The 17,514-nt window shown below is 61.2% G+C and carries 18 protein-coding genes; 1 reads left to right on the plus strand and 17 read right to left on the minus strand.

Going from position 1 to position 17,514, the window contains the following annotated elements; translation table 11 throughout:
- Nucleotides 1-58 precede the first annotated feature (58 nt).
- From hemN to ccoN (ACM6J5_RS05115), 16 genes are all read right to left on the minus strand, one after another.
- Entirely contained in the window at nucleotides 59-1,441 is a 1,383-nt protein-coding gene (gene hemN, locus ACM6J5_RS05040) for an oxygen-independent coproporphyrinogen III oxidase (RefSeq protein ID WP_414927981.1), read from the minus strand.
- 192 nt (nucleotides 1,442-1,633) lie between these two features.
- The gene (locus ACM6J5_RS05045) at nucleotides 1,634-2,317 is read right to left on the minus strand and encodes a sulfite exporter TauE/SafE family protein (protein WP_095943282.1); all 684 of its coding nucleotides are present in this window, start codon (nucleotides 2,315-2,317) and stop codon (nucleotides 1,634-1,636) included.
- Entirely contained in the window at nucleotides 2,310-2,528 is a 219-nt protein-coding gene (gene ccoS, locus ACM6J5_RS05050; protein WP_007971444.1) for a cbb3-type cytochrome oxidase assembly protein CcoS, read from the minus strand. Before ccoS ends, ACM6J5_RS05045 begins: the two co-directional genes overlap by 8 nt.
- A gap of 22 nt (nucleotides 2,529-2,550) precedes the next feature.
- On the minus strand, nucleotides 2,551-5,001 hold the full coding sequence (locus tag ACM6J5_RS05055) for a heavy metal translocating P-type ATPase (protein WP_414927942.1): 2,451 nt from the start codon (nucleotides 4,999-5,001) through the stop codon (nucleotides 2,551-2,553).
- A 140-nt stretch (nucleotides 5,002-5,141) separates the two neighbouring features.
- Complete coding sequence (locus ACM6J5_RS05060) at nucleotides 5,142-5,681, minus strand: FixH family protein (protein WP_095943284.1); 540 nt, start codon at nucleotides 5,679-5,681, stop codon at nucleotides 5,142-5,144.
- 11 nt (nucleotides 5,682-5,692) lie between these two features.
- Nucleotides 5,693-7,108, minus strand: coding sequence for a cytochrome c oxidase accessory protein CcoG (gene ccoG, locus ACM6J5_RS05065; RefSeq protein WP_414927943.1), 1,416 nt, complete (start codon nucleotides 7,106-7,108; stop codon nucleotides 5,693-5,695).
- Nucleotides 7,109-7,313: 205 nt separating this feature from the next.
- On the minus strand, nucleotides 7,314-7,724 hold the full coding sequence (locus tag ACM6J5_RS05070; RefSeq protein WP_095943286.1) for a type II toxin-antitoxin system VapC family toxin: 411 nt from the start codon (nucleotides 7,722-7,724) through the stop codon (nucleotides 7,314-7,316).
- Nucleotides 7,724-7,978, minus strand: coding sequence for a type II toxin-antitoxin system Phd/YefM family antitoxin (locus tag ACM6J5_RS05075; RefSeq protein ID WP_095943287.1), 255 nt, complete (start codon nucleotides 7,976-7,978; stop codon nucleotides 7,724-7,726). Before ACM6J5_RS05075 ends, ACM6J5_RS05070 begins: the two co-directional genes overlap by 1 nt.
- A gap of 177 nt (nucleotides 7,979-8,155) precedes the next feature.
- Nucleotides 8,156-9,133 (minus strand): cytochrome-c oxidase, cbb3-type subunit III, encoded by a 978-nt coding sequence (ccoP, locus tag ACM6J5_RS05080; RefSeq protein ID WP_095943288.1) that lies wholly within the window; start codon nucleotides 9,131-9,133, stop codon nucleotides 8,156-8,158.
- Nucleotides 9,130-9,315: a CcoQ/FixQ family Cbb3-type cytochrome c oxidase assembly chaperone gene (locus ACM6J5_RS05085; RefSeq protein WP_003175465.1), complete on the minus strand. Its 186-nt coding sequence runs from the start codon at nucleotides 9,313-9,315 to the stop codon at nucleotides 9,130-9,132. Before ACM6J5_RS05085 ends, ccoP (ACM6J5_RS05080) begins: the two co-directional genes overlap by 4 nt.
- Nucleotides 9,316-9,320: 5 nt before the next feature.
- Complete coding sequence (gene ccoO, locus ACM6J5_RS05090; protein WP_095943289.1) at nucleotides 9,321-9,929, minus strand: cytochrome-c oxidase, cbb3-type subunit II; 609 nt, start codon at nucleotides 9,927-9,929, stop codon at nucleotides 9,321-9,323.
- A complete protein-coding gene (gene ccoN / locus ACM6J5_RS05095; RefSeq protein ID WP_414927944.1) occupies nucleotides 9,929-11,371 on the minus strand; it encodes a cytochrome-c oxidase, cbb3-type subunit I in 1,443 nt (480 codons plus the stop codon). Before ccoN (ACM6J5_RS05095) ends, ccoO (ACM6J5_RS05090) begins: the two co-directional genes overlap by 1 nt.
- A 482-nt stretch (nucleotides 11,372-11,853) precedes the next feature.
- On the minus strand, nucleotides 11,854-12,807 hold the full coding sequence (gene ccoP / locus ACM6J5_RS05100; RefSeq protein WP_414927945.1) for a cytochrome-c oxidase, cbb3-type subunit III: 954 nt from the start codon (nucleotides 12,805-12,807) through the stop codon (nucleotides 11,854-11,856).
- Complete coding sequence (locus ACM6J5_RS05105) at nucleotides 12,804-12,998, minus strand: cbb3-type cytochrome oxidase subunit 3 (RefSeq protein WP_150671820.1); 195 nt, start codon at nucleotides 12,996-12,998, stop codon at nucleotides 12,804-12,806. The genes ccoP (ACM6J5_RS05100) and ACM6J5_RS05105 overlap by 4 nt, the downstream gene beginning before the upstream one ends.
- A 3-nt stretch (nucleotides 12,999-13,001) precedes the next feature.
- Nucleotides 13,002-13,610: a cytochrome-c oxidase, cbb3-type subunit II gene (ccoO, locus tag ACM6J5_RS05110; protein ID WP_057715669.1), complete on the minus strand. Its 609-nt coding sequence runs from the start codon at nucleotides 13,608-13,610 to the stop codon at nucleotides 13,002-13,004.
- Between the two features lie 10 nt (nucleotides 13,611-13,620).
- Nucleotides 13,621-15,045 carry a cytochrome-c oxidase, cbb3-type subunit I gene (gene ccoN, locus ACM6J5_RS05115; protein WP_095943292.1) on the minus strand — a complete coding sequence of 475 codons (1,425 nt, stop codon included), beginning with the start codon at nucleotides 15,043-15,045 and terminating at the stop codon, nucleotides 13,621-13,623.
- 94 nt (nucleotides 15,046-15,139) lie between these two features.
- On the opposite strand from ccoN (ACM6J5_RS05115), the gene ACM6J5_RS05120 reads away from it, so the two are divergent.
- Complete coding sequence (locus tag ACM6J5_RS05120; protein ID WP_414927946.1) at nucleotides 15,140-15,817, plus strand: alpha/beta fold hydrolase; 678 nt, start codon at nucleotides 15,140-15,142, stop codon at nucleotides 15,815-15,817.
- A gap of 121 nt (nucleotides 15,818-15,938) precedes the next feature.
- Here the strand turns inward: ACM6J5_RS05120 and ACM6J5_RS05125 are convergent, their stop codons facing one another.
- Complete coding sequence (locus ACM6J5_RS05125) at nucleotides 15,939-17,504, minus strand: methyl-accepting chemotaxis protein (protein ID WP_414927947.1); 1,566 nt, start codon at nucleotides 17,502-17,504, stop codon at nucleotides 15,939-15,941.
- Nucleotides 17,505-17,514 lie beyond the last annotated feature (10 nt).

The raw sequence follows: 17,514 nt of genomic DNA on the forward strand, positions 1-17,514 counted from the left end.
ACGTAAGGGTAACTCACCATAGGAGATCGAGGCCAGTCTGAGTCGCTTGCTTGCAGAATTAGATTACTCGTGAAAAACGCTGGCGACTGTGTTGTTCCAGGTACGCGTCGAACACCATGCACACCGAGCGCGCCAACAACCGCCCGGCGGGCAGGATGGTGATCCTGTCGCAATCGAGTTCGATCAGCCCGTCTTTGGTCATGTCTTGCAACTGGGGCCAGAGATCGCCGAAGTAGCCCTGGAAATCGATGTTGAAGGCTTGTTCGATATCGCAAAACTCCAGGCTGAAATTGCAGATCAATTGCTGGATGACCGCGCGCCGCAGCCGGTCATCGGCATTGCACAGCAAGCCGCGGCTGGTGGCCGGTTGCATTGATGCAAGGACGTTCTGATACTCGTTCAGGTCGCTGCTGTTCTGGCAGTACAGGTCGCCGATCTGGCTGATTGCCGACACGCCGAGGCCGATCAGGTCGCAATGACCATGGGTGGTGTAGCCCTGGAAATTGCGTTGCAGGGTCGACTCTTCCTGGGCAATCGCCAGCTCGTCGTCGGGCAGGGCGAAGTGGTCCATGCCGATGTAGCGGTAGCCGGCGCTGATCAGTTGCTCGATGGTGCGCTGCAGCATTTCCAGTTTCTGCGCGGGTGTCGGCAGTTCATGGCTGTTGATGCGCCGCTGGGGCATGAATCGTTCCGGCAAGTGGGCGTAGTTGAACACCGATAACCTGTCTGGTTGCAGGTTGATGACCTCTTCCACGGTGCGGGCGAAATTCTCCGGCGTCTGTCTCGGCAGGCCGTAGATCAGGTCGATATTGATCGAGCGAAACTGCAAGGTGCGGGCGGCATCGATCACCGCGCGGGTTTCTTCCAGGCTTTGCAGGCGATTGACTGCGCGTTGCACCGCCGGGTCGAGGTCTTGCAGGCCGATGCTGACCCGATTGAAACCCAGTTCGCGCAGCAGGCCCATGGTCGACCAGTCGGCCTCGCGCGGGTCGATCTCGATGCCGTAGTCACCGGAGTCGTCGTCCAGCAAATTGAAGTGTTTGCGCAAATGCGCCATCAATTGGCGCAGTTCGTCGTGGCTGAGAAAGGTCGGTGTGCCGCCACCGAAGTGCAGTTGCTCGACTTTCTGCGTGGGGTCGAGGTGGCAGGCGATCAACTGGATTTCCTGTTCCAGGCGCTGCAAATACGGCTGCGCCCGGCCGCGATCCTTGGTGATGACCTTGTTGCAGGCGCAGTAATAGCAAATGTTCGCGCAGAACGGTACGTGCACGTACAGCGACAATGGACGCTGGGCCTTGCGGCTGTCGCGCAGGGCATGGAACAGGTCGAAGGTGCCGACCTGGCTGTTGAATTGCACGGCGGTCGGATACGAGGTGTAGCGTGGTCCCGCCAGGTCATAACGGCGGATCAGATCGGTGTCCCAACGAATGGCGTCGAGCATCATGCGGACATTCCCCCGGATAGGCTGGCAATGTCAGCCACTTTATGCGAAGGCGGGGTGGGGCATCTTGATTTGCATCAAGGTCAGAATCTTTGTTGTTTATGAGGGCCCCATCGCGAGCAAGCTCGCTCCCACATTTGGAATGCGTTCCCCTGTGGGAGCGAGCCTGCTCGCGATGGGCGCGCCGCCGATTTAATGTCCCATGAGCCAATGCTGATGCGGACCCGGCAAGGTCCAGATGCCGAACAGCATCACCAGCAATCCGCCTGCCATGCGCACGCTGCGTTTGCGCAACAGTGCGGTGATGCGCTCGGCGGCAAGGCCTGTCGCCAGCAGCACCGGCCAGGTGCCGAGCCCGAACGCGAGCATCAACAACGCGCTATCCAGTGCGTTGCCCTGGCTGGCCGACCATAGCAAGGTGCTGTAGACCAGGCCGCACGGCAGCCAACCCCAGAGCGCGCCCAACAACAACGCACGGGGAACGTTCGACACCGGCAGCAACCGGTTGGCGACTGGCTGGATGTGCCGCCACAAGCCGCGACCGAGGCTTTCGATACGGGTCAGGCCGCTCCACCAGCCGGCCAGGTACAGGCCCATGGCAATCAGCAGCAACCCGGCGAGGATGCGCAGGAACATCGCCGCCGGGCTGCTGGCCACGGCCCATCCGGCCAGGCCGATCAGCAGTCCGGCGCAGGCATAGCTCAGAATTCGGCCCAGGTTGTAGGCCAGCAGCAGGCGAAAGCGGCGGCTGCGTTGTTCCTTGGGAATCGCCAGGGTCAGCGCGCCCATCAAGCCGCCGCACATGCCCAGGCAGTGGCCGCCGCCGAGCAAGCCGAGGATCACCGCAGACACCAGCAGGGGCGCCAATTCAAGCATGAGGTGGGGCCTTGTCTTGCGGTTTGGCCGGTTGGCCGCTGGCCTCATCGACGGCAGCGGTGTGGTTCGGGTCCTGGTCGTCGAACAGGATGCTGTGGGCCGGGCCGTCGAGATCGTCGTACTGACCGCTGTCCACCGCCCAGAAGAAGATATAGACGGCAATGGCCACAATCAGCAGCGCAGCGGGAATCATCACGTAAAGAGCTGGCATCTGGACTCCATGCCCGCACGGCTCAGGCCGGCAGCGGGCGGGTTTCTGGCATGGTGCAGGGGGCGGGCGCGCTCGGCATGCGAGTCAGGCGCAGCGCGTTCAACACCACGGTCAACGAACTGATCGACATGCCCACCGCCGCCCAGACCGGAGTGATCCAGCCGAGGGCGGCGAAGGGCAACATGAGGCCATTGTACAACCCGGCCCACAGAAGGTTCTCGATAATGACCCGGCGGGTGCGCCGCGCCAGGCTGAAGGCTTGCACCAGGGCGTCGAGGCGGTTGGACAGCAACACGGCGTCGGCACTGGTTTTCGCAAGGTCGGTGGCCGAGCCCATGGCGACGCTGATATCCGCAGCCGCCAGCACTGGCACGTCATTGACCCCGTCCCCGAGCATCAACACCTTGCGACCTTCCTTGTGCAGTTGTTGCAGGACCTGCAGTTTATCGTCCGGACGCAAACCGCCACGGGCTTCGTCGATACCGAGTTCCGCCGCCACGCTGGCGACCATCGGCGAGCTGTCGCCGGACAACAACAGCGTGCGCCAGCCACGCGCCTTGCACGCGGCCAACAATGCGGGCGCATCGGCCCGCAAGCGATCATCGAGGACGAGCCAGGCCAGCGGTCCCTGGCTGTCGCCAAGCAGCAGCCATTGGCCGGCTTCTTCGGGCATCGACGGCACCACGGCGCCGCTGAGTTCGCAGACGAAACACGGTTGGCCAATGCGCAGGCGTCGCCCTTCAACCAGACCCTCCAGGCCAAGGCCCGGTGTGCTGTGGACTTCTTCGGCAGCCATCGGCGCGCGTCCGAAAGCACGGGCGATCGGGTGTTCGGAGCGGTTTTCCAGGGCGGCGGCGAGGCTCAGGCATTGGTCGCTGTCGAGCGCGCCGAGGGGGCGGATCGAGCGCAGCGCCAGGCGCCCTTCGGTGAGGGTGCCGGTCTTGTCGAAAATCACCGTGTCGATCTGGTTCAGTCCTTCCAGGACATGGCCGCGGGTCAGCAACAGACCGAGTTTGTGCAGTGTGCCAGTAGCCGCGGTGAGGGCGGTCGGCGTCGCCAGCGACAAGGCGCACGGGCAGGTCGCCACCAGCATCGCCAGCACGATCCAGAAGGCTCGCGAGGCATCCAACTGCCACCACAACAGGCCAATCGCGGCGGCAGCGATCAACGACAACAGCAGGAACCATTGCGCGGCGCGGTCGGCGATTTCCGCCAGTCGCGGTTTTTCGGCCTGGGCACGATCGAGCAGGCGAACGATGGCCGAGAGGCGAGTGTCCTGGCCCAGGGCCTGGACCTCGACGGTCAGTGCGCCTTCGACGTTCATTGTGCCGGCGGTGACCGCATCGCCCAGGGTGCGGGGTTGCGGCAGGTATTCGCCGGTCAGCAGCGACTCGTCGACACTCGACTGGCCGTCGAGGATCTTGCCGTCAGCCGGGAGAATGGCGCCCGGATGAACCAGCACCTGATCGCCAACACGCAGTTCACTGAGCAGAATGCGTTCGCTCTGGCCGTCGGCGGTCAATCGCAGGCACGAGGCGGGCAACAGATTCACCAGCTGCGCGGTGGCGGCGGCGGTGCGCTCGCGGGCGCGTCGCTCCAGATAACGCCCGGCCAGCAGGAACAGGGCAAACATGCCGACGGCATCGAAATACAGTTCGCCGACCCCGGTGATGGACGTCCAGATCCCGGCGATGTAGGCGCTGCCGATGGCCAGCGACACCGAAACGTCCATGGTCAGATGGCGGGTGCGCAGATCGCGCATGGCACCTTTGAAGAACGGCGCGCAGCTGTAGAACACGATCGGGGTGGTGAGGAACAGTGCGACCCAGCGCAGGATGGTGTGCAGTTCGGGGCTGAGGTCGATGTTGAATTCAGGCCAGGTGGCCATGGTTGCCATCATTGCCTGGAACCACAGCAACCCGGCCACGCCGAGCTGGCGCAGGGCCAAGCGGTTTTCGCTGGCCAGTTGTTCACTGGCCCGGTCGGCCTGATACGGGTGTGCGGCGTAACCGATGTGGCGCAGTTCGCTGAGGATCTGGCTCAGCGGTAATTGCGCGTCGGACCAGCGTACATGCAGGCGATGGTTGGACAGGTTCAGGCGCGCTTCAGCCACGGCCGGCAAGGTACGCAGGTGTTTTTCGATCAGCCAGCCGCAGGCGGCGCAGCTGATGCCTTCCATCAACAGTGTGGTTTCGGCGAGTTCGCCGTCGTGGCGAACGAAGGGTTGCTGCACATCGGCACGGTCGTACAGCGCCAGTTCATCCACCAGTTGCACCGGCAGCGCCTCGGGGTTGACCGAGGCTTCACTGCGGTGCTGGTAATAGCTTTCCAGACCGCCGGCCACAATGGCTTCGGCCACGGCCTGGCAACCCGGGCAGCAGAATTCGCGGGTTTGCCCGAGGACCGCGGCGGTGAAGCGGCTGCCGGCCGGGACGGGGAGCGCGCAGTGGTAGCAGGGGAGTTGGGTGGTCATGAAGTGGAGTCTACATCGTCCGGGAGGGCCTCATCGCGAGCAGGCTCGCTCCCACATTTGATCGGTGTCGTGCACGGGATGCGGGTGCACAGGCGATCCACTGTGGGAGCGAGCTTGCTCGCGATGTGCGAAGCGCGGCTTTATTTCTTCAGATCTTCGGCACCTTGCAGCGGCTCGTCGCCCAGCAGCAGGTCCTTGTCATGGCTGACCATTTCCTCTTCGAACATGCGCCAGATGTGCTCGTCCTGAGTGCCAAGCAATTCGACAAAACGCCGGCCTTCGATCTTGTCGCTCAACTGGCCGATGTAGCGGCCCTGTTCGGTTTCGCTGCGGGTCAGGGTGATCTTGCGATCCTTTTCCGGCTGGGTCGGCGAGATCAGGTTCAGCTCCAGGGTCCCGGGCTGGCTGTCGCCGCTCAGGCGCAGGTCAACCTCGCCGGTCATGCCGTCGAGATGAACACTGGCACGCATTTTCAGGGTCTGGGCCAGAAGCTCACGGTCAAGGGAGCGGTTGATGCCTTTGCCGGCCTCGTAGTAGTTGTCGTTGACCAGGTTGTCCGGGTTGTTCACCGCGATGGTCACCATGGACAAGGTCAAGGCCACCGAGCAGGCCAGGATCCCGATGATGATCCACGGCCAGAGGTGCTTGTACCAGGGACTTGCGGCAGTTGCTGCGGGCATGTTCAGTTCTCTCAACGATTCTGTGGGCCGATGAACCGGCTCTTGGCTTCAATGTGGACGCTGTCGTCATCGGCGTCCTTGAGGATGAATTTCACCTCGTTGGTGCTCGACGGCAGTTTTTCCGGTGCGACGGACAGCTCGACAGGCTGGCTGACGATGTCGCCGGCCGCGACCTTGATCTCGCGTCGACCCTGCAATTTGAGATCCGGCAGGCCGGAGGCGTCGAGCAGGTAGGTATGGTCGCGCTGGTCCTTGTTCATGATTTTCAGGCTGTAGACGTTTTCGATTCGGCCTTCGGCGTTCTCGCGGTACAGCACGCGGTCCTTGCTGACATCGAAGCCCACCAGCGCACGCATGAAGAATGCCGTCACCAGCAGGCTGATCATTGCCAGCAGCACAATGGCATAGCCAATCAGGCGCGGACGCAGTTTATGGGTTTTCTGCCCGGACAGGTTGTGCTCGGTGGTGTAGCTGATCAGTCCGCGCGGGTATTCCATTTTGTCCATGATGGCGTCGCAGGCATCGATGCACGCGGCGCAACCGATGCACTCGATTTGCAGGCCGTCGCGGATGTCGATACCGGTCGGGCAGACCTGGACGCACATGGTGCAGTCGATGCAGTCACCCAGGCCCTGGGCCTTGTAGTCGATGCCTTTCTTGCGCGGGCCACGGCCTTCGCCACGGCGTGGGTCGTAGGAAACGATCAGGGTGTCCTTGTCGAACATCACGCTCTGGAAGCGTGCGTACGGGCACATGTAGATGCACACCTGTTCGCGCAACCAGCCGGCGTTGCCGTAAGTGGCGAGGGTGAAGAAACCGACCCAGAAGTACGACCAGCCATCCGCCTGGCCGGTGAAGAAGTCGAACATCAGTTCGCGGATCGGCGAGAAGTAGCCGACGAAGGTCATGCCGGTGACGAAACCGATCAACAGCCACAGGGTGTGCTTGCTGAGTTTGCGCACGAACTTGTTGGCGCTCATTGGCGCTTTGTCGAGCTTGATGCGTTGGTTGCGGTCACCTTCGGTGACTTTTTCGCACCACATGAAGATCCAGGTCCAGACGCTTTGCGGGCAGGTATAGCCGCACCAGACCCGTCCGGCGTACACGGTGATGAAGAACAGGCCGAACGCGGCGATGATCAACATGCCGGACAGCAGAATGAAGTCCTGGGGCCAGAAGGTGGCGCCGAAAATGAAGAACTTGCGCTCCGGCAGGTTCCACCACACAGCCTGATGACCGCCCCAGTTCAGCCACACCGTGCCGAAATACAGCAGGAACAACAGGGCTCCGCCGGTCATCCGCAGGTTGCGAAACAGGCCGGTGAAGGCGCGGGTGTAGATTTTTTCCCTGGCGGCGTAGAGGTCGACGCTGTTGTTCGCGTTCCTGGTGGGTGGAGTGACGTCGTGTACCGGAATCTGGTTGCTCATCATTGCATCCCACGGCAGTGGAAAAATGCCTCGGTCAGTACGTGCCAACCGCGGTCAAAAAGGGGTGTTGCAGTGGCGCAATGATACGCCTGTCGCTCTAGCCAGCGGGTGCGACCTTTGGTCACGTTTGGCAAAATCATTTGATAGTGTAATGACTTGAATCAATTGACTTGGGAATTATGGACGGTTTTGCGCATGTCGCCGGTCATTCGACCCATGGGTTAATCAGTTGTACGCCGCTGGACTGAAAGTCTGCGACATTGCGTGTTACGACGGTCAATCCATGAACCAGCGCCGTAGCTGCAATCAACGCGTCACTTTCATTGGCGCGGTCTGGGACATGCAGCCCTGCACAGCGTATAGCTACGGCCGTATCGACCGGCAGGATGCGGGAATCGAATGCCGGCATAACATGATGCTTCAACCAAGTGCGCAGTACCTTCCCTTGGGTGGCATCCCGGCGCTCTATTCTCAGGACGCCAGTCTCCAGCTCCTTCAAGGTGATAGCCGAAATGAACAGGCGTGGCGCGATCACACTTTTGGCCCATGCAACGACGTTCGCGTCGGCATGCGGTTTGCGCAGTTCAGAAATCACGTTGGTGTCGAGTAGATACATCAGGTCAGATCCACAGGGCGATGGTTGATCACAGCGCGCTCGGTTTCGAATTCAATGTCTGCCGCGTCCGGCATCACCAGCAATTCAACGATATCAGCGTTGGTGCCAGTCAGTTTTTGGTAGTCCTCAATGCTTAGCAGTACATGGGCCGGTTTGCCTCGATCAGTGATGAAAACGGGCCCCTGACGAGTGGCTTTTTTGGCACCACTTGTGTCCTGGTTGAATTCGCGGCTGGATATTGTGGTGATGGCCATCACGGTTGGCCCTCCTGAAGCAGCTTTGTAGAAACGTTACTACTATGCGTGGCGATCGACAACCTCGAAGTAGGTGCCGGGCATTACCGTCGGTCGAAACCAACACTGCCGAACAAACAAAACGGCCCCGCCAATTCACATTGGCGGGGCCGTTTTTTGTTGCTTCAAGCGTTTGCCTTACTCGGCGTCCGCTGCCTTCTCACCGTGAGACAGGCTGTAGACATAAGCGGCCAGCAGGTGAACCTTGTCGTTACCCTGCATTGCCTCTTGCGCAGGCATCTGGCCCTGACGGCCGTAACGGATGGTCTGCTGCAACTGAGCGAAGCTCGAACCGTAGATGAACGCTGCCGGGTGAGTCAGGTCAGGTGCGCCCATCGCTGGGGTGCCTTTGCCTTCCGGGCCGTGGCACGCCACGCAGTTGGTAGCGAACAGTTTCTGTCCGGCAACCGGGTCGGCCTTGGTGCCTTCCGGCAGCTTGCGGCCATCAAGGTTGGTCAGGACAAACGCGGCCACGTCGGCCACGCCTTGCTCGCCGATCACTTCAGCCCACGCAGGCATTACCGCATGACGGCCGCCCATGATGGTGGTCTTGATGGTTTGCGGCTCGCCGCCCCAGCGCCAGTCGGCGTCGGTCAGGTTCGGGAAGCCATAGGCGCCTTTGGCGTCGGAACCGTGGCAAACCGAGCAGTTGGAGGCGAACAGGCGGCCACCCATCTTCAGGGCTTGCGGGTCCTTGGCCACTTCTTCGATTGGCATGGCCGCGAACTTGGCGAAGATCGGACCGAACTTGGCGTCCGACCTGGCCATTTCCTTTTCCCACTCGTGAACGCCGGTCCAGCCGGTCTGACCGTTGGCGAACGCGGTCTGCTTCTCGTTATCGAGGTAGTTGTAACCCGGCAGCAGGCCTTTCCAGTTGCCCAGGCCCGGGTACAGTACCAGGTAGCCGAGGGCGAAGATGATGGTGCCCACGAACAGCATGAACCACCATTTCGGCAGCGGGTTGTCGTACTCCTCGATCCCGTCGAAGGAGTGACCAACCGTCTCGTCGGTTTGCTCGGCGCGCTGGCCCTTGCGGGTGGACAGCAGCAGCCAGGTCAGGGCGAAGATGGTGCCGAGACTGAGGACTGTGACGTACAGACTCCAGAATGTAGTCATTCTTTGTTACTCCTAGAAGCTTGCTCGACGTGCTTGATGGCTTCGGGATCATCCGCGAAAGGCAGCAAGGTCGCGTCTTCAAACTCCGACTTGCGCTTGGGACTGAACACCCACAGTGCCAGTCCGATGAAGGCCACCATCACGACAACGGTGCCCAGGCCACGAATCATCCCGATATCCATCCAATTCACCGTTTGCTTTTGATGATGGTGCCCAGGCCTTGCAGATAGGCCACCAGCGCGTCCATTTCGGTTTTGCCCTTCACAGCATCCCTGGCGCCGGCGATGTCTTCGTCGGTGTAAGGGACGCCGAGCGTGCGCAAGACTTCCATTTTCTTGGCGGTGTCTTTGCCGTCGAGCTTGTTTTCCACGAGGAACGGGTAGGCCGGCATTTTCGACTCGGGCACTACGTTGCGCGGGTTGTACAGGTGCGCACGCTGCCAGTCATCGGAGTAACGGCCGCCGACGCGGGCCAGGTCCGGACCGGTACGCTTGGAACCCCACAGGAACGGGTGGTCCCAGACGCTTTCACCGGCGACCGAGTAGTGGCCGTAGCGTTCGGTTTCAGCACGGAACGGGCGGATCATCTGCGAGTGGCAGCCGACACAACCGTTGGCGATATAAACGTCCCGGCCTTCCAGTTCAAGGGCGGTGCGGGGCTTCATGCCCTCGACCGGCTTGTTGGTGACATCCTGGAAAAACAGCGGAACGATCTGGGTCAGGCCGCCGATGCTGACGGCGATGACCATGAAGAAGGCCAGCAGGCCAATATTCTTCTCGACTGCTTCATGCTTCATCAGTGAGCTCCAACTACGGCAATCTGTTCGGCGGCTTTGGCTTCAGCCGGGTTCGAGGCGCGTACGGTACGGAATACGTTGTAGGCCATGAACAGCATGCCGGTGGCGAAGAACGCACCGCCCAGGGCGCGGACGATGAAGCCCGGGTGGCTGGCTTGCAGCGCTTCGACGAACGAGTAGGTGAGGGTGCCGTCATCGTTGATTGCACGCCACATCAAACCCTGGGTGATGCCGTTGACCCACATCGAAGCGATGTAGAGCACGGTACCGATGGTCGCGAGCCAGAAGTGGGTGTTGATCAGGCTGGTGCTGTGCATCTGCGCACGACCGAACAGTTTCGGGATCATGTGGTAGATGGCGCCGATCGAGATCATTGCAACCCAGCCCAGAGCGCCGGCATGTACGTGGCCGATGGTCCAGTCGGTGTAGTGCGACAGGGAGTTGACGGTCTTGATGGCCATCATCGGACCTTCGAAGGTCGACATGCCGTAGAACGCCAGGGAGACCACCAGGAAGCGCAGGATCGGGTCGGTGCGCAGCTTATGCCAGGCGCCCGACAGGGTCATCATGCCGTTGATCATGCCGCCCCAGCTTGGCGCCAGCAGGATGATCGACATCGCCATGCCCAGCGACTGAGCCCAGTCCGGCAAGGCGGTGTAGTGCAGGTGGTGTGGACCCGCCCAGATGTACAGGGTGATCAGCGCCCAGAAGTGCACGATCGACAGGCGATAGGAGTAGATCGGGCGTTCGGCCTGTTTCGGCACGAAGTAGTACATCATGCCCAGGAAGCCGGTAGTCAGGAAGAAGCCCACGGCGTTGTGGCCGTACCACCACTGGATCATCGCGTCCGTCGCGCCCGAGTAGGCCGAGTAGGACTTGAACAGGCTGACCGGCAGCGACATGTGGTTGACGATGTGCAGCATCGCGGTCACGACGATGAATGCGCCGTAGAACCAGTTACCCACATAGATATGCTTGGTCTTGCGCTTGACGATGGTGCCGAAGAACACCAGACCGTAGGTGACCCAGACAATGGCCAGCAGAATAGCCAGGGGCCATTCCAGTTCCGCGTATTCCTTGGTGGTGGTGAAACCCATCGGCAAGGTAATGATCGCGCCGACGATCACCGCTTGCCATCCCCAGAAGGTGAAGGCAGCGAGGCTGTCGGAAATCAGTCGCGTTTGGCAGGTTCGCTGCACGACGTAATAAGAAGTGGCAAACAGTGCACATCCACCGAAGGCGAAAATCACCAGGTTGGTGTGCAGCGGGCGCAGGCGTCCAAAGCTCGTCCATGCCAGACCGAAGTTCAACTCCGGCCAGACCAGTTGCGAGGCAATGAAGACACCGAGCCCCATGCCAAGGATCCCCCAGACCACCGTCATGATGGCGAACTGGCGGACTACCTTATAGTTATAAGCAGTCGGACTGATTGCTGTGCTCATTCTAAGGTTCCACGGTTTGGGTGTTTTATTAGGATTAAAAATCGGCCGCAAGTATGGAGAAAGCAAGGGGTCATTGCAACGCGCCATGACCTGGGTCAATGCTTTCAAAAGCTGATTCTGCGGCCTTTCCATGCGCCGCGTAAGGACAAAATTGCCCGCGGGCAAAACATCCCGGCGGACTGATCAGGCGAGGGGGTCAGGTCGGATGTAACGGGGTGTGTTCAAACGCAACGTTTGGCTGACCGAAGGCAATTGGTGCGACAGCCGGTATCTACCAGCCTTTGCGGCCTGTCATCGGGCAGATTCGTCGAACACATCGTTCAGGGTCGACCTGGAACCGGCACCGGCCAGTCCGCATCGGGGGAAGCTTAGACCCGAATCCCGGGATCCGAAAGAAAGAGTCACAGAGGGTGCGACAATGCGTCGCAAAGGGGCAGGGAACTGCCGCATCCGGGAGAATGCGGCAGCAGAGCGGTCGGGATTTATTTGCGGTTGTCTTCAGCCTGCAGGCGCTCGGTATTCAAACCGTGGGACAGGCTGTACACATACGCGGCCAGCAATTGCACCTTGTCATTGCCCAGCAGTTCGTTCTGCGCCGGCATATGGCCTTGGCGACCATGCCGAATCGTCTGTTCAAGCTGCGTCAGGCTTGTCCCGTAAATGAAGCCGGCAGGGTGTGTCAGGTTCGGCGCGCCCATGGCTTCCGTGCCCTGACCGTTTGCCCCATGGCAGGCGACGCAGGTGGTGCTGAAGGCTTGCTGTCCGGCTTGCAGGTCGGCTTTGTTGTCGGCGGGCAACGACAGGCCGGCCAGATCATGGCGCACATAGGCGGCGACGTTTTTCACACCTTCCTCCCCCAGGACTTCACCCCAGGCCGGCATCATCGCCATCCGGCCACCCATGATGGTTGTCTTGATGGTTTCTGCATTGCCGCCCCAGCGCCAGTCGCTGTCGGCCAGGTTGGGGAAGCCGTAGGCGCCCTTGGCGTCCGAGCCGTGGCACACCGAGCAGTTGGAGGCAAACAGGCGGCCGCCCATTTTCAGTGCTTGCGGGTCCTTGGCCACTTCCTCCACGGGCATCGCCGCGAATTTGGCGAAGATCGGCCCAAACTTCGTGTCAGCCCTGGCCATTTCCTTTTCCCATTCGTGCACCCCGGTCCAGCCGTTTTCGTAGCCGGGGAGGATGCCTTTCCAATTGCCCAGGCCCGGATAGAGGATCAGATAACCGACGGCGAATACCAGGGTGCCAACGAACAGCATGAACCACCATTGCGGCAGCGGGTTGTCGTACTCCTCGATGCCGTCGAAGCTGTGGCCCATGGTCTGGTCGACGCTGCCCTTGGTTTCGCCCTTGCGGGTGCTGAGCAGCAGCCAGGTCAGGCCGACCAGGCTGCCGATGGTCAGCACGCAGATCCACGTACTCCAGAAGGTGGTCATGGCCGGGTACTCCTTGTTGCTGATTCTTCAGTGATGTCGGGTTGTGGCTCGTCGGCGAACGGCAGCAGGCGCGCTTCGGCGAATTCCGGGCCACGCTTGCCGTTGAATACCCACAGGGTCAGGCCGACGAAGGCCACGAACACCACGACGGTGCCCAGGCCGCGGATCATTCCAGTGCTCAATTCAAACATTGCTCACCTCTTGCTCTTGATGGCAGTGCCGAGCACTTGCAGGTAGGCGACCAATGCATCCATTTCGCTCTTGCCCTTGAGCGAAGCGACGGCACCGGTGATGTCCTCGTCGGTGTACGGCACGCCCAGGGTGCGCATGGCCTTGATCTTGGTCTCGGTATGACTGCTGTCGACCGGGTTGGCCACCAGCCACGGGTAGGCCGGCATCTTCGACTCCGGCACGACGTTGCGCGGGTTGTACAAGTGCGCGCGGTGCCAGTCATCGGAGTAGCGCGCCCCAACTCGCGCCAGGTCTGGTCCGGTGCGTTTGGAACCCCACAGGAACGGGTGATCCCACACGCTTTCGCCTGCCACCGAGTAGTGCCCGTAACGTTCGGTCTCGGCGCGGAACGGACGGATCATCTGCGAGTGGCAGCCGACGCAGCCTTCGCGGATGTAGATGTCTCGACCTTCCAGTTGCAGCGCGGTGTAGGGCTTCATGCCTTCCACCGGCTTGTTGGTCACGTCCTGGAAGAACAACGGGACGATCTGGGTCAGGCCACCGATGCTCACGGCCAGGATCATCAGCAGCAGCAACAGGCCGACGTTTTTCTCGATAGTTTCGTGTTTCATGGCGGACTCCTCAGGCCATCTGCGCGGCAGCGGCGACTTCGGCAGGCTGCGAGGCCCGCACGGTGCGCCAGGTGTTGTAGGCCATCAGGAACATGCCGCTGAGGAAGATCGCGCCACCCACCAGCCGCACGACGAAGCCAGGGTGGCTGGCCACCAGGGTTTCGACGAAGGAGTAGGTCAGCGTGCCGTCCTCGTTCACCGCACGCCACATCAGGCCCTGGGCGATGCCGTTGACCCACATCGAGGCGATGTACAGAACGGTGCCGATGGTGGCGAGCCAGAAGTGCGCGTTGATCAGGCCGATGCTGTGCATCTGCTCGCGGCCGAAGACTTTCGGGATCATGTGGTACAGCGCGCCGATGGAAATCATCGCCACCCAACCCAAGGCGCCTGCGTGTACGTGGCCGATGGTCCAGTCGGTGTAGTGGGAGAGGGCGTTGACCGTCTTGATCGCCATCATCGGCCCTTCGAAGGTCGACATGCCGTAGAACGCCAGCGACACCACGAGGAAACGCAGGATCGGGTCGCTGCGCAACTTATGCCAGGCGCCCGACAGGGTCATCATGCCGTTGATCATGCCGCCCCAGCTTGGTGCCAGCAGGACCAGCGACATCACCATGCCCAGCGATTGCGCCCAGTCCGGCAGCGCGGTGTAGTGCAAGTGGTGGGGGCCTGCCCAGATGTACAGGGTGATCAGCGCCCAGAAGTGCACGATCGACAGGCGATAGGAGTAAACCGGGCGCTCGGCCTGTTTCGGCACGAAGTAGTACATCATCCCGAGGAAGCCGGCGGTGAGGAAAAAGCCTACGGCGTTGTGCCCGTACCACCATTGCACCATCGCGTCGGTGGCGCCGGAGTACAGCGAGTAGGACTTGGTGAAGCTGACCGGCAATTCCATGTTGTTGACGATGTGCAGGATCGCCACGGTGACGATGAACGCACCGAAGAACCAGTTACCGACATAAATGTGTTTGGTCTTGCGCTGCATGATCGTGCCGAAGAACACGATGGCGTAGGCGACCCAGACGATGGTGATCAGGAGGTCGATCGGCCATTCCAGCTCGGCGTATTCCTTGGAGCTGGTGTAGCCCAGCGGCAGGCTGATGGCCGCCAGAAGGATCACAAGCTGCCAGCCCCAGAAGCAGAACGCGGCGATCTTGGGCGCAAACAATTGGGTCTGGCAGGTGCGTTGCACCGAATAGAAGGAACTGGCGAACAGCGCGCAGCCACCGAAGGCGAAGATCACCGCGTTGGTGTGCAGCGGGCGCAAACGGCCGAAGCTGGTCCACGGCAAATTGAAGTTGAGTTCGGGCCAGACCAACTGGGCAGCGAGAAAAACCCCGAGCCCCATGCCGACGATGCCCCACACCACCGTCATAATGGCAAATTGGCGGACCACCTTGTAGTTGTAGGCGGTACTGATAGAAGTGTTCATGGTTCCCCATCCACGGTTCAGCGGAAGTGAGCGCGCAGCGCAAGGCAGTGCACCCTTCGGCCGGAGTTATAGGCAGACTAAAAGCGAGGCAAGCATGGACAAAGGGCACAAGGCCGGTATTGACGGGGATCAATGGGCGCAGTGCGTGCGGGATCATGGATGGTTGTGGAATGCCGCCGCTGGCAAGACTGCGGCGACGCTGATTCTTGCCCATGGCGCCGGCGCACCGATGGACAGCGACTGGATGAGCGACATGGCTGCACGCCTCGCCGCGCAAGGCGTCAACGTGTTGCGCTTCGAGTTTCCCTACATGGCGCAGCGGCGCCTCGATGGCGGCAAACGCCCGCCAAATCCGGCGCCGAAACTGCTGGAGTGCTGGCGCGAGGTGTATGCCCAGGTGCGACGCCATGTCACTGGGCCACTGGCCATCGGCGGCAAGTCCATGGGCGGTCGCATGGCCAGTTTGCTGGCCGATGAGTTGGGCGCGGATGCCCTGGTGTGCCTGGGTTATCCGTTCTATGCGGTGGGTAAACCGCAGAAGCCGCGGGTTGAGCATCTGGCGGGGCTGAAGACTCGGACCTTGATCGTGCAAGGTGAACGCGATGCGTTGGGCAACCGGGAGGCGGTCGAGGGGTATGCGCTATCGCCGGGTATCGAGGTGTTTTGGCTGGTGGCGGGGGATCATGACTTGAAGCCGTTGAAGGCTTCGGGGTTTAGCCATGAGCAGCATTTGGCGGCTGCGGCGCAGAAGGTAGCCTCATTTCTTCAGTGAGGTTTTGTGCAGGCTGTGATGGCCCCATCGCGAGCAGGCTCGCTCCTACATTGGATCAACTGTAGGAGCGAGCCTGCTCGCGATGAGGGACTACCAGACAACATCACTTTCACTGGCTCAATCAGCGGTTAAACCGCTCCACCAATGAATACTGTGTATTGGCAGTCTTGGTCAGCTCTTCACTCAGCAACGCCGAGTTCTGCGCCTGTTCCGAGGTCTGGTCCGCCAGTTGCGAAATGTTGCTGATGTTGCGGCTGATCTCTTCGGCCACGGCGCTTTGCTCTTCGGTCGCAGCGGCGATCTGGGTGGTCATGTCGGTGATGTTGGCCACCGCTTCGCTGATCCCCACCAGTGCCTGGTCCGCTTCCAGCACCCGCGCCACGCCTTCTTCGGCCTGACGATGCCCGGCTTCCATGGTTTGCACGGCGGTGCTGGCGGTTTGCTGGAGCTTGGCGATCAGCGCATGAATCTGCCCGGTGGACTCGCTGGTGCGTTGCGCCAGTTGACGGACTTCGTCGGCCACCACCGCAAATCCACGCCCCATCTCACCGGCGCGGGCTGCTTCGATGGCGGCGTTCAGCGCCAGCAGGTTGGTCTGGTCGGCGATGCCTTTGATCACGTCGACCACACCACCGATTTCGTTGCTGTCCTTGGCCAGTTGGGTCACCGTCACGCCGGTCTCACCGACTACCACCGACAGGCGCTGGATGGCTTCGCGGGTTTCCCCGGCGATGTCACGACCACGACCGGTCAGGCGATTGGCTTCCTGGGTGGCATCGGCGGTGCGTTGCACGTGGCTGGCGACTTCCTGGGTGGTCGCGGCCATCTGGTTGACCGCGGTGGCCACCTGTTCGGTCTCGACCCGTTGACGTTCCAGGCCGCTGGAGCTGTTGTGCGCCAGGGCATCGGATTGCCTGGCCTGATCGGTCAGGTGTTCGGCCGTGTCCTGCAGACGCGTCAGGCAGGTTTTCAGGCGTGCCTCCTGACTGAGGATGGACATTTCCAGGCGCGCCTGGGCGCCGCGACTGTCGGTGTACATCTGTGCGATCAACGGATCGGAGGTGGTCTGCTCGGCCAGGCGCAGCAAACGCTTGAGGCCACGCTGTTGCCACTGGAGGCCCATCAGGCCCAGCGGCACCGAAAGACCGGCAGCCAGGGCAAACCCCCAGTGGGAGTTCAGCGATGCACCGATCATGAAGCTCAATTGGCTGACCAGAATGAACGGCAGCCAGTCCTGCAGGATCGGCACCCATTTATCCGAGGAGGGAATGGCCGACTTGCCTTGGTTGATGCGTTGGTAGAGCGCTTCGGCACGGCGGATCTGTTCGGCGGTGGGCTTGACCCGCACAGACTCGTAACCGATCACCTGTTTGCCTTCGAAGACCGGTGTCACATAGGCGTTCACCCAGTAATGATCACCGGTCTTGCAGCGATTCTTGACAATGCCCATCCATGGCAAGCCTTGTTTCAGCGTTTCCCACATGTGTGCGAACACCGCGGCCGGGACGTCGGGGTGACGGACCAGGTTGTGCGGAGCACGGATCAGTTCCTCTCGGGAAAACCCGCTGATCTCGACGAAAGCGTCGTTACAGTAGGTGATCATGCCCTTGGCATCGGTGGTGGATATCAACCGTTGCTGAGCCGGGAAGGTCCGCTCGCGTTGTGTAATAGGCTGGTTGTTACGCATGGCTTTTTTA

It is taken from the genome of Pseudomonas sp. IT-P74, from assembly GCF_949768175.1.
In the GTDB taxonomy this organism is placed as follows: Bacteria; Pseudomonadota; Gammaproteobacteria; order Pseudomonadales; family Pseudomonadaceae; genus Aquipseudomonas.

Coding starts and splice junctions, on each gene's coding strand:
- hemN (WP_414927981.1), bottom strand. CDS start 1,441: ATGCTCGACGCCATTCGTTGGGACACCGATCTGATCCGCCGTTATGAC.
- ACM6J5_RS05045 (WP_095943282.1), bottom strand. CDS start 2,317: ATGCTTGAATTGGCGCCCCTGCTGGTGTCTGCGGTGATCCTCGGCTTG.
- ccoS (WP_007971444.1), bottom strand. CDS start 2,528: ATGCCAGCTCTTTACGTGATGATTCCCGCTGCGCTGCTGATTGTGGCC.
- ACM6J5_RS05055 (WP_414927942.1), bottom strand. CDS start 5,001: ATGACCACCCAACTCCCCTGCTACCACTGCGCGCTCCCCGTCCCGGCC.
- ACM6J5_RS05060 (WP_095943284.1), bottom strand. CDS start 5,681: ATGCCCGCAGCAACTGCCGCAAGTCCCTGGTACAAGCACCTCTGGCCG.
- ccoG (WP_414927943.1), bottom strand. CDS start 7,108: ATGAGCAACCAGATTCCGGTACACGACGTCACTCCACCCACCAGGAAC.
- ACM6J5_RS05070 (WP_095943286.1), bottom strand. CDS start 7,724: ATGTATCTACTCGACACCAACGTGATTTCTGAACTGCGCAAACCGCAT.
- ACM6J5_RS05075 (WP_095943287.1), bottom strand. CDS start 7,978: ATGGCCATCACCACAATATCCAGCCGCGAATTCAACCAGGACACAAGT.
- ccoP (WP_095943288.1), bottom strand. CDS start 9,133: ATGACTACATTCTGGAGTCTGTACGTCACAGTCCTCAGTCTCGGCACC.
- ACM6J5_RS05085 (WP_003175465.1), bottom strand. CDS start 9,315: ATGGATATCGGGATGATTCGTGGCCTGGGCACCGTTGTCGTGATGGTG.
- ccoO (WP_095943289.1), bottom strand. CDS start 9,929: ATGAAGCATGAAGCAGTCGAGAAGAATATTGGCCTGCTGGCCTTCTTC.
- ccoN (WP_414927944.1), bottom strand. CDS start 11,371: ATGAGCACAGCAATCAGTCCGACTGCTTATAACTATAAGGTAGTCCGC.
- ccoP (WP_414927945.1), bottom strand. CDS start 12,807: ATGACCACCTTCTGGAGTACGTGGATCTGCGTGCTGACCATCGGCAGC.
- ACM6J5_RS05105 (WP_150671820.1), bottom strand. CDS start 12,998: ATGTTTGAATTGAGCACTGGAATGATCCGCGGCCTGGGCACCGTCGTG.
- ccoO (WP_057715669.1), bottom strand. CDS start 13,610: ATGAAACACGAAACTATCGAGAAAAACGTCGGCCTGTTGCTGCTGCTG.
- ccoN (WP_095943292.1), bottom strand. CDS start 15,045: ATGAACACTTCTATCAGTACCGCCTACAACTACAAGGTGGTCCGCCAA.
- ACM6J5_RS05120 (WP_414927946.1), top strand. CDS start 15,140: ATGGACAAAGGGCACAAGGCCGGTATTGACGGGGATCAATGGGCGCAG.
- ACM6J5_RS05125 (WP_414927947.1), bottom strand. CDS start 17,504: ATGCGTAACAACCAGCCTATTACACAACGCGAGCGGACCTTCCCGGCT.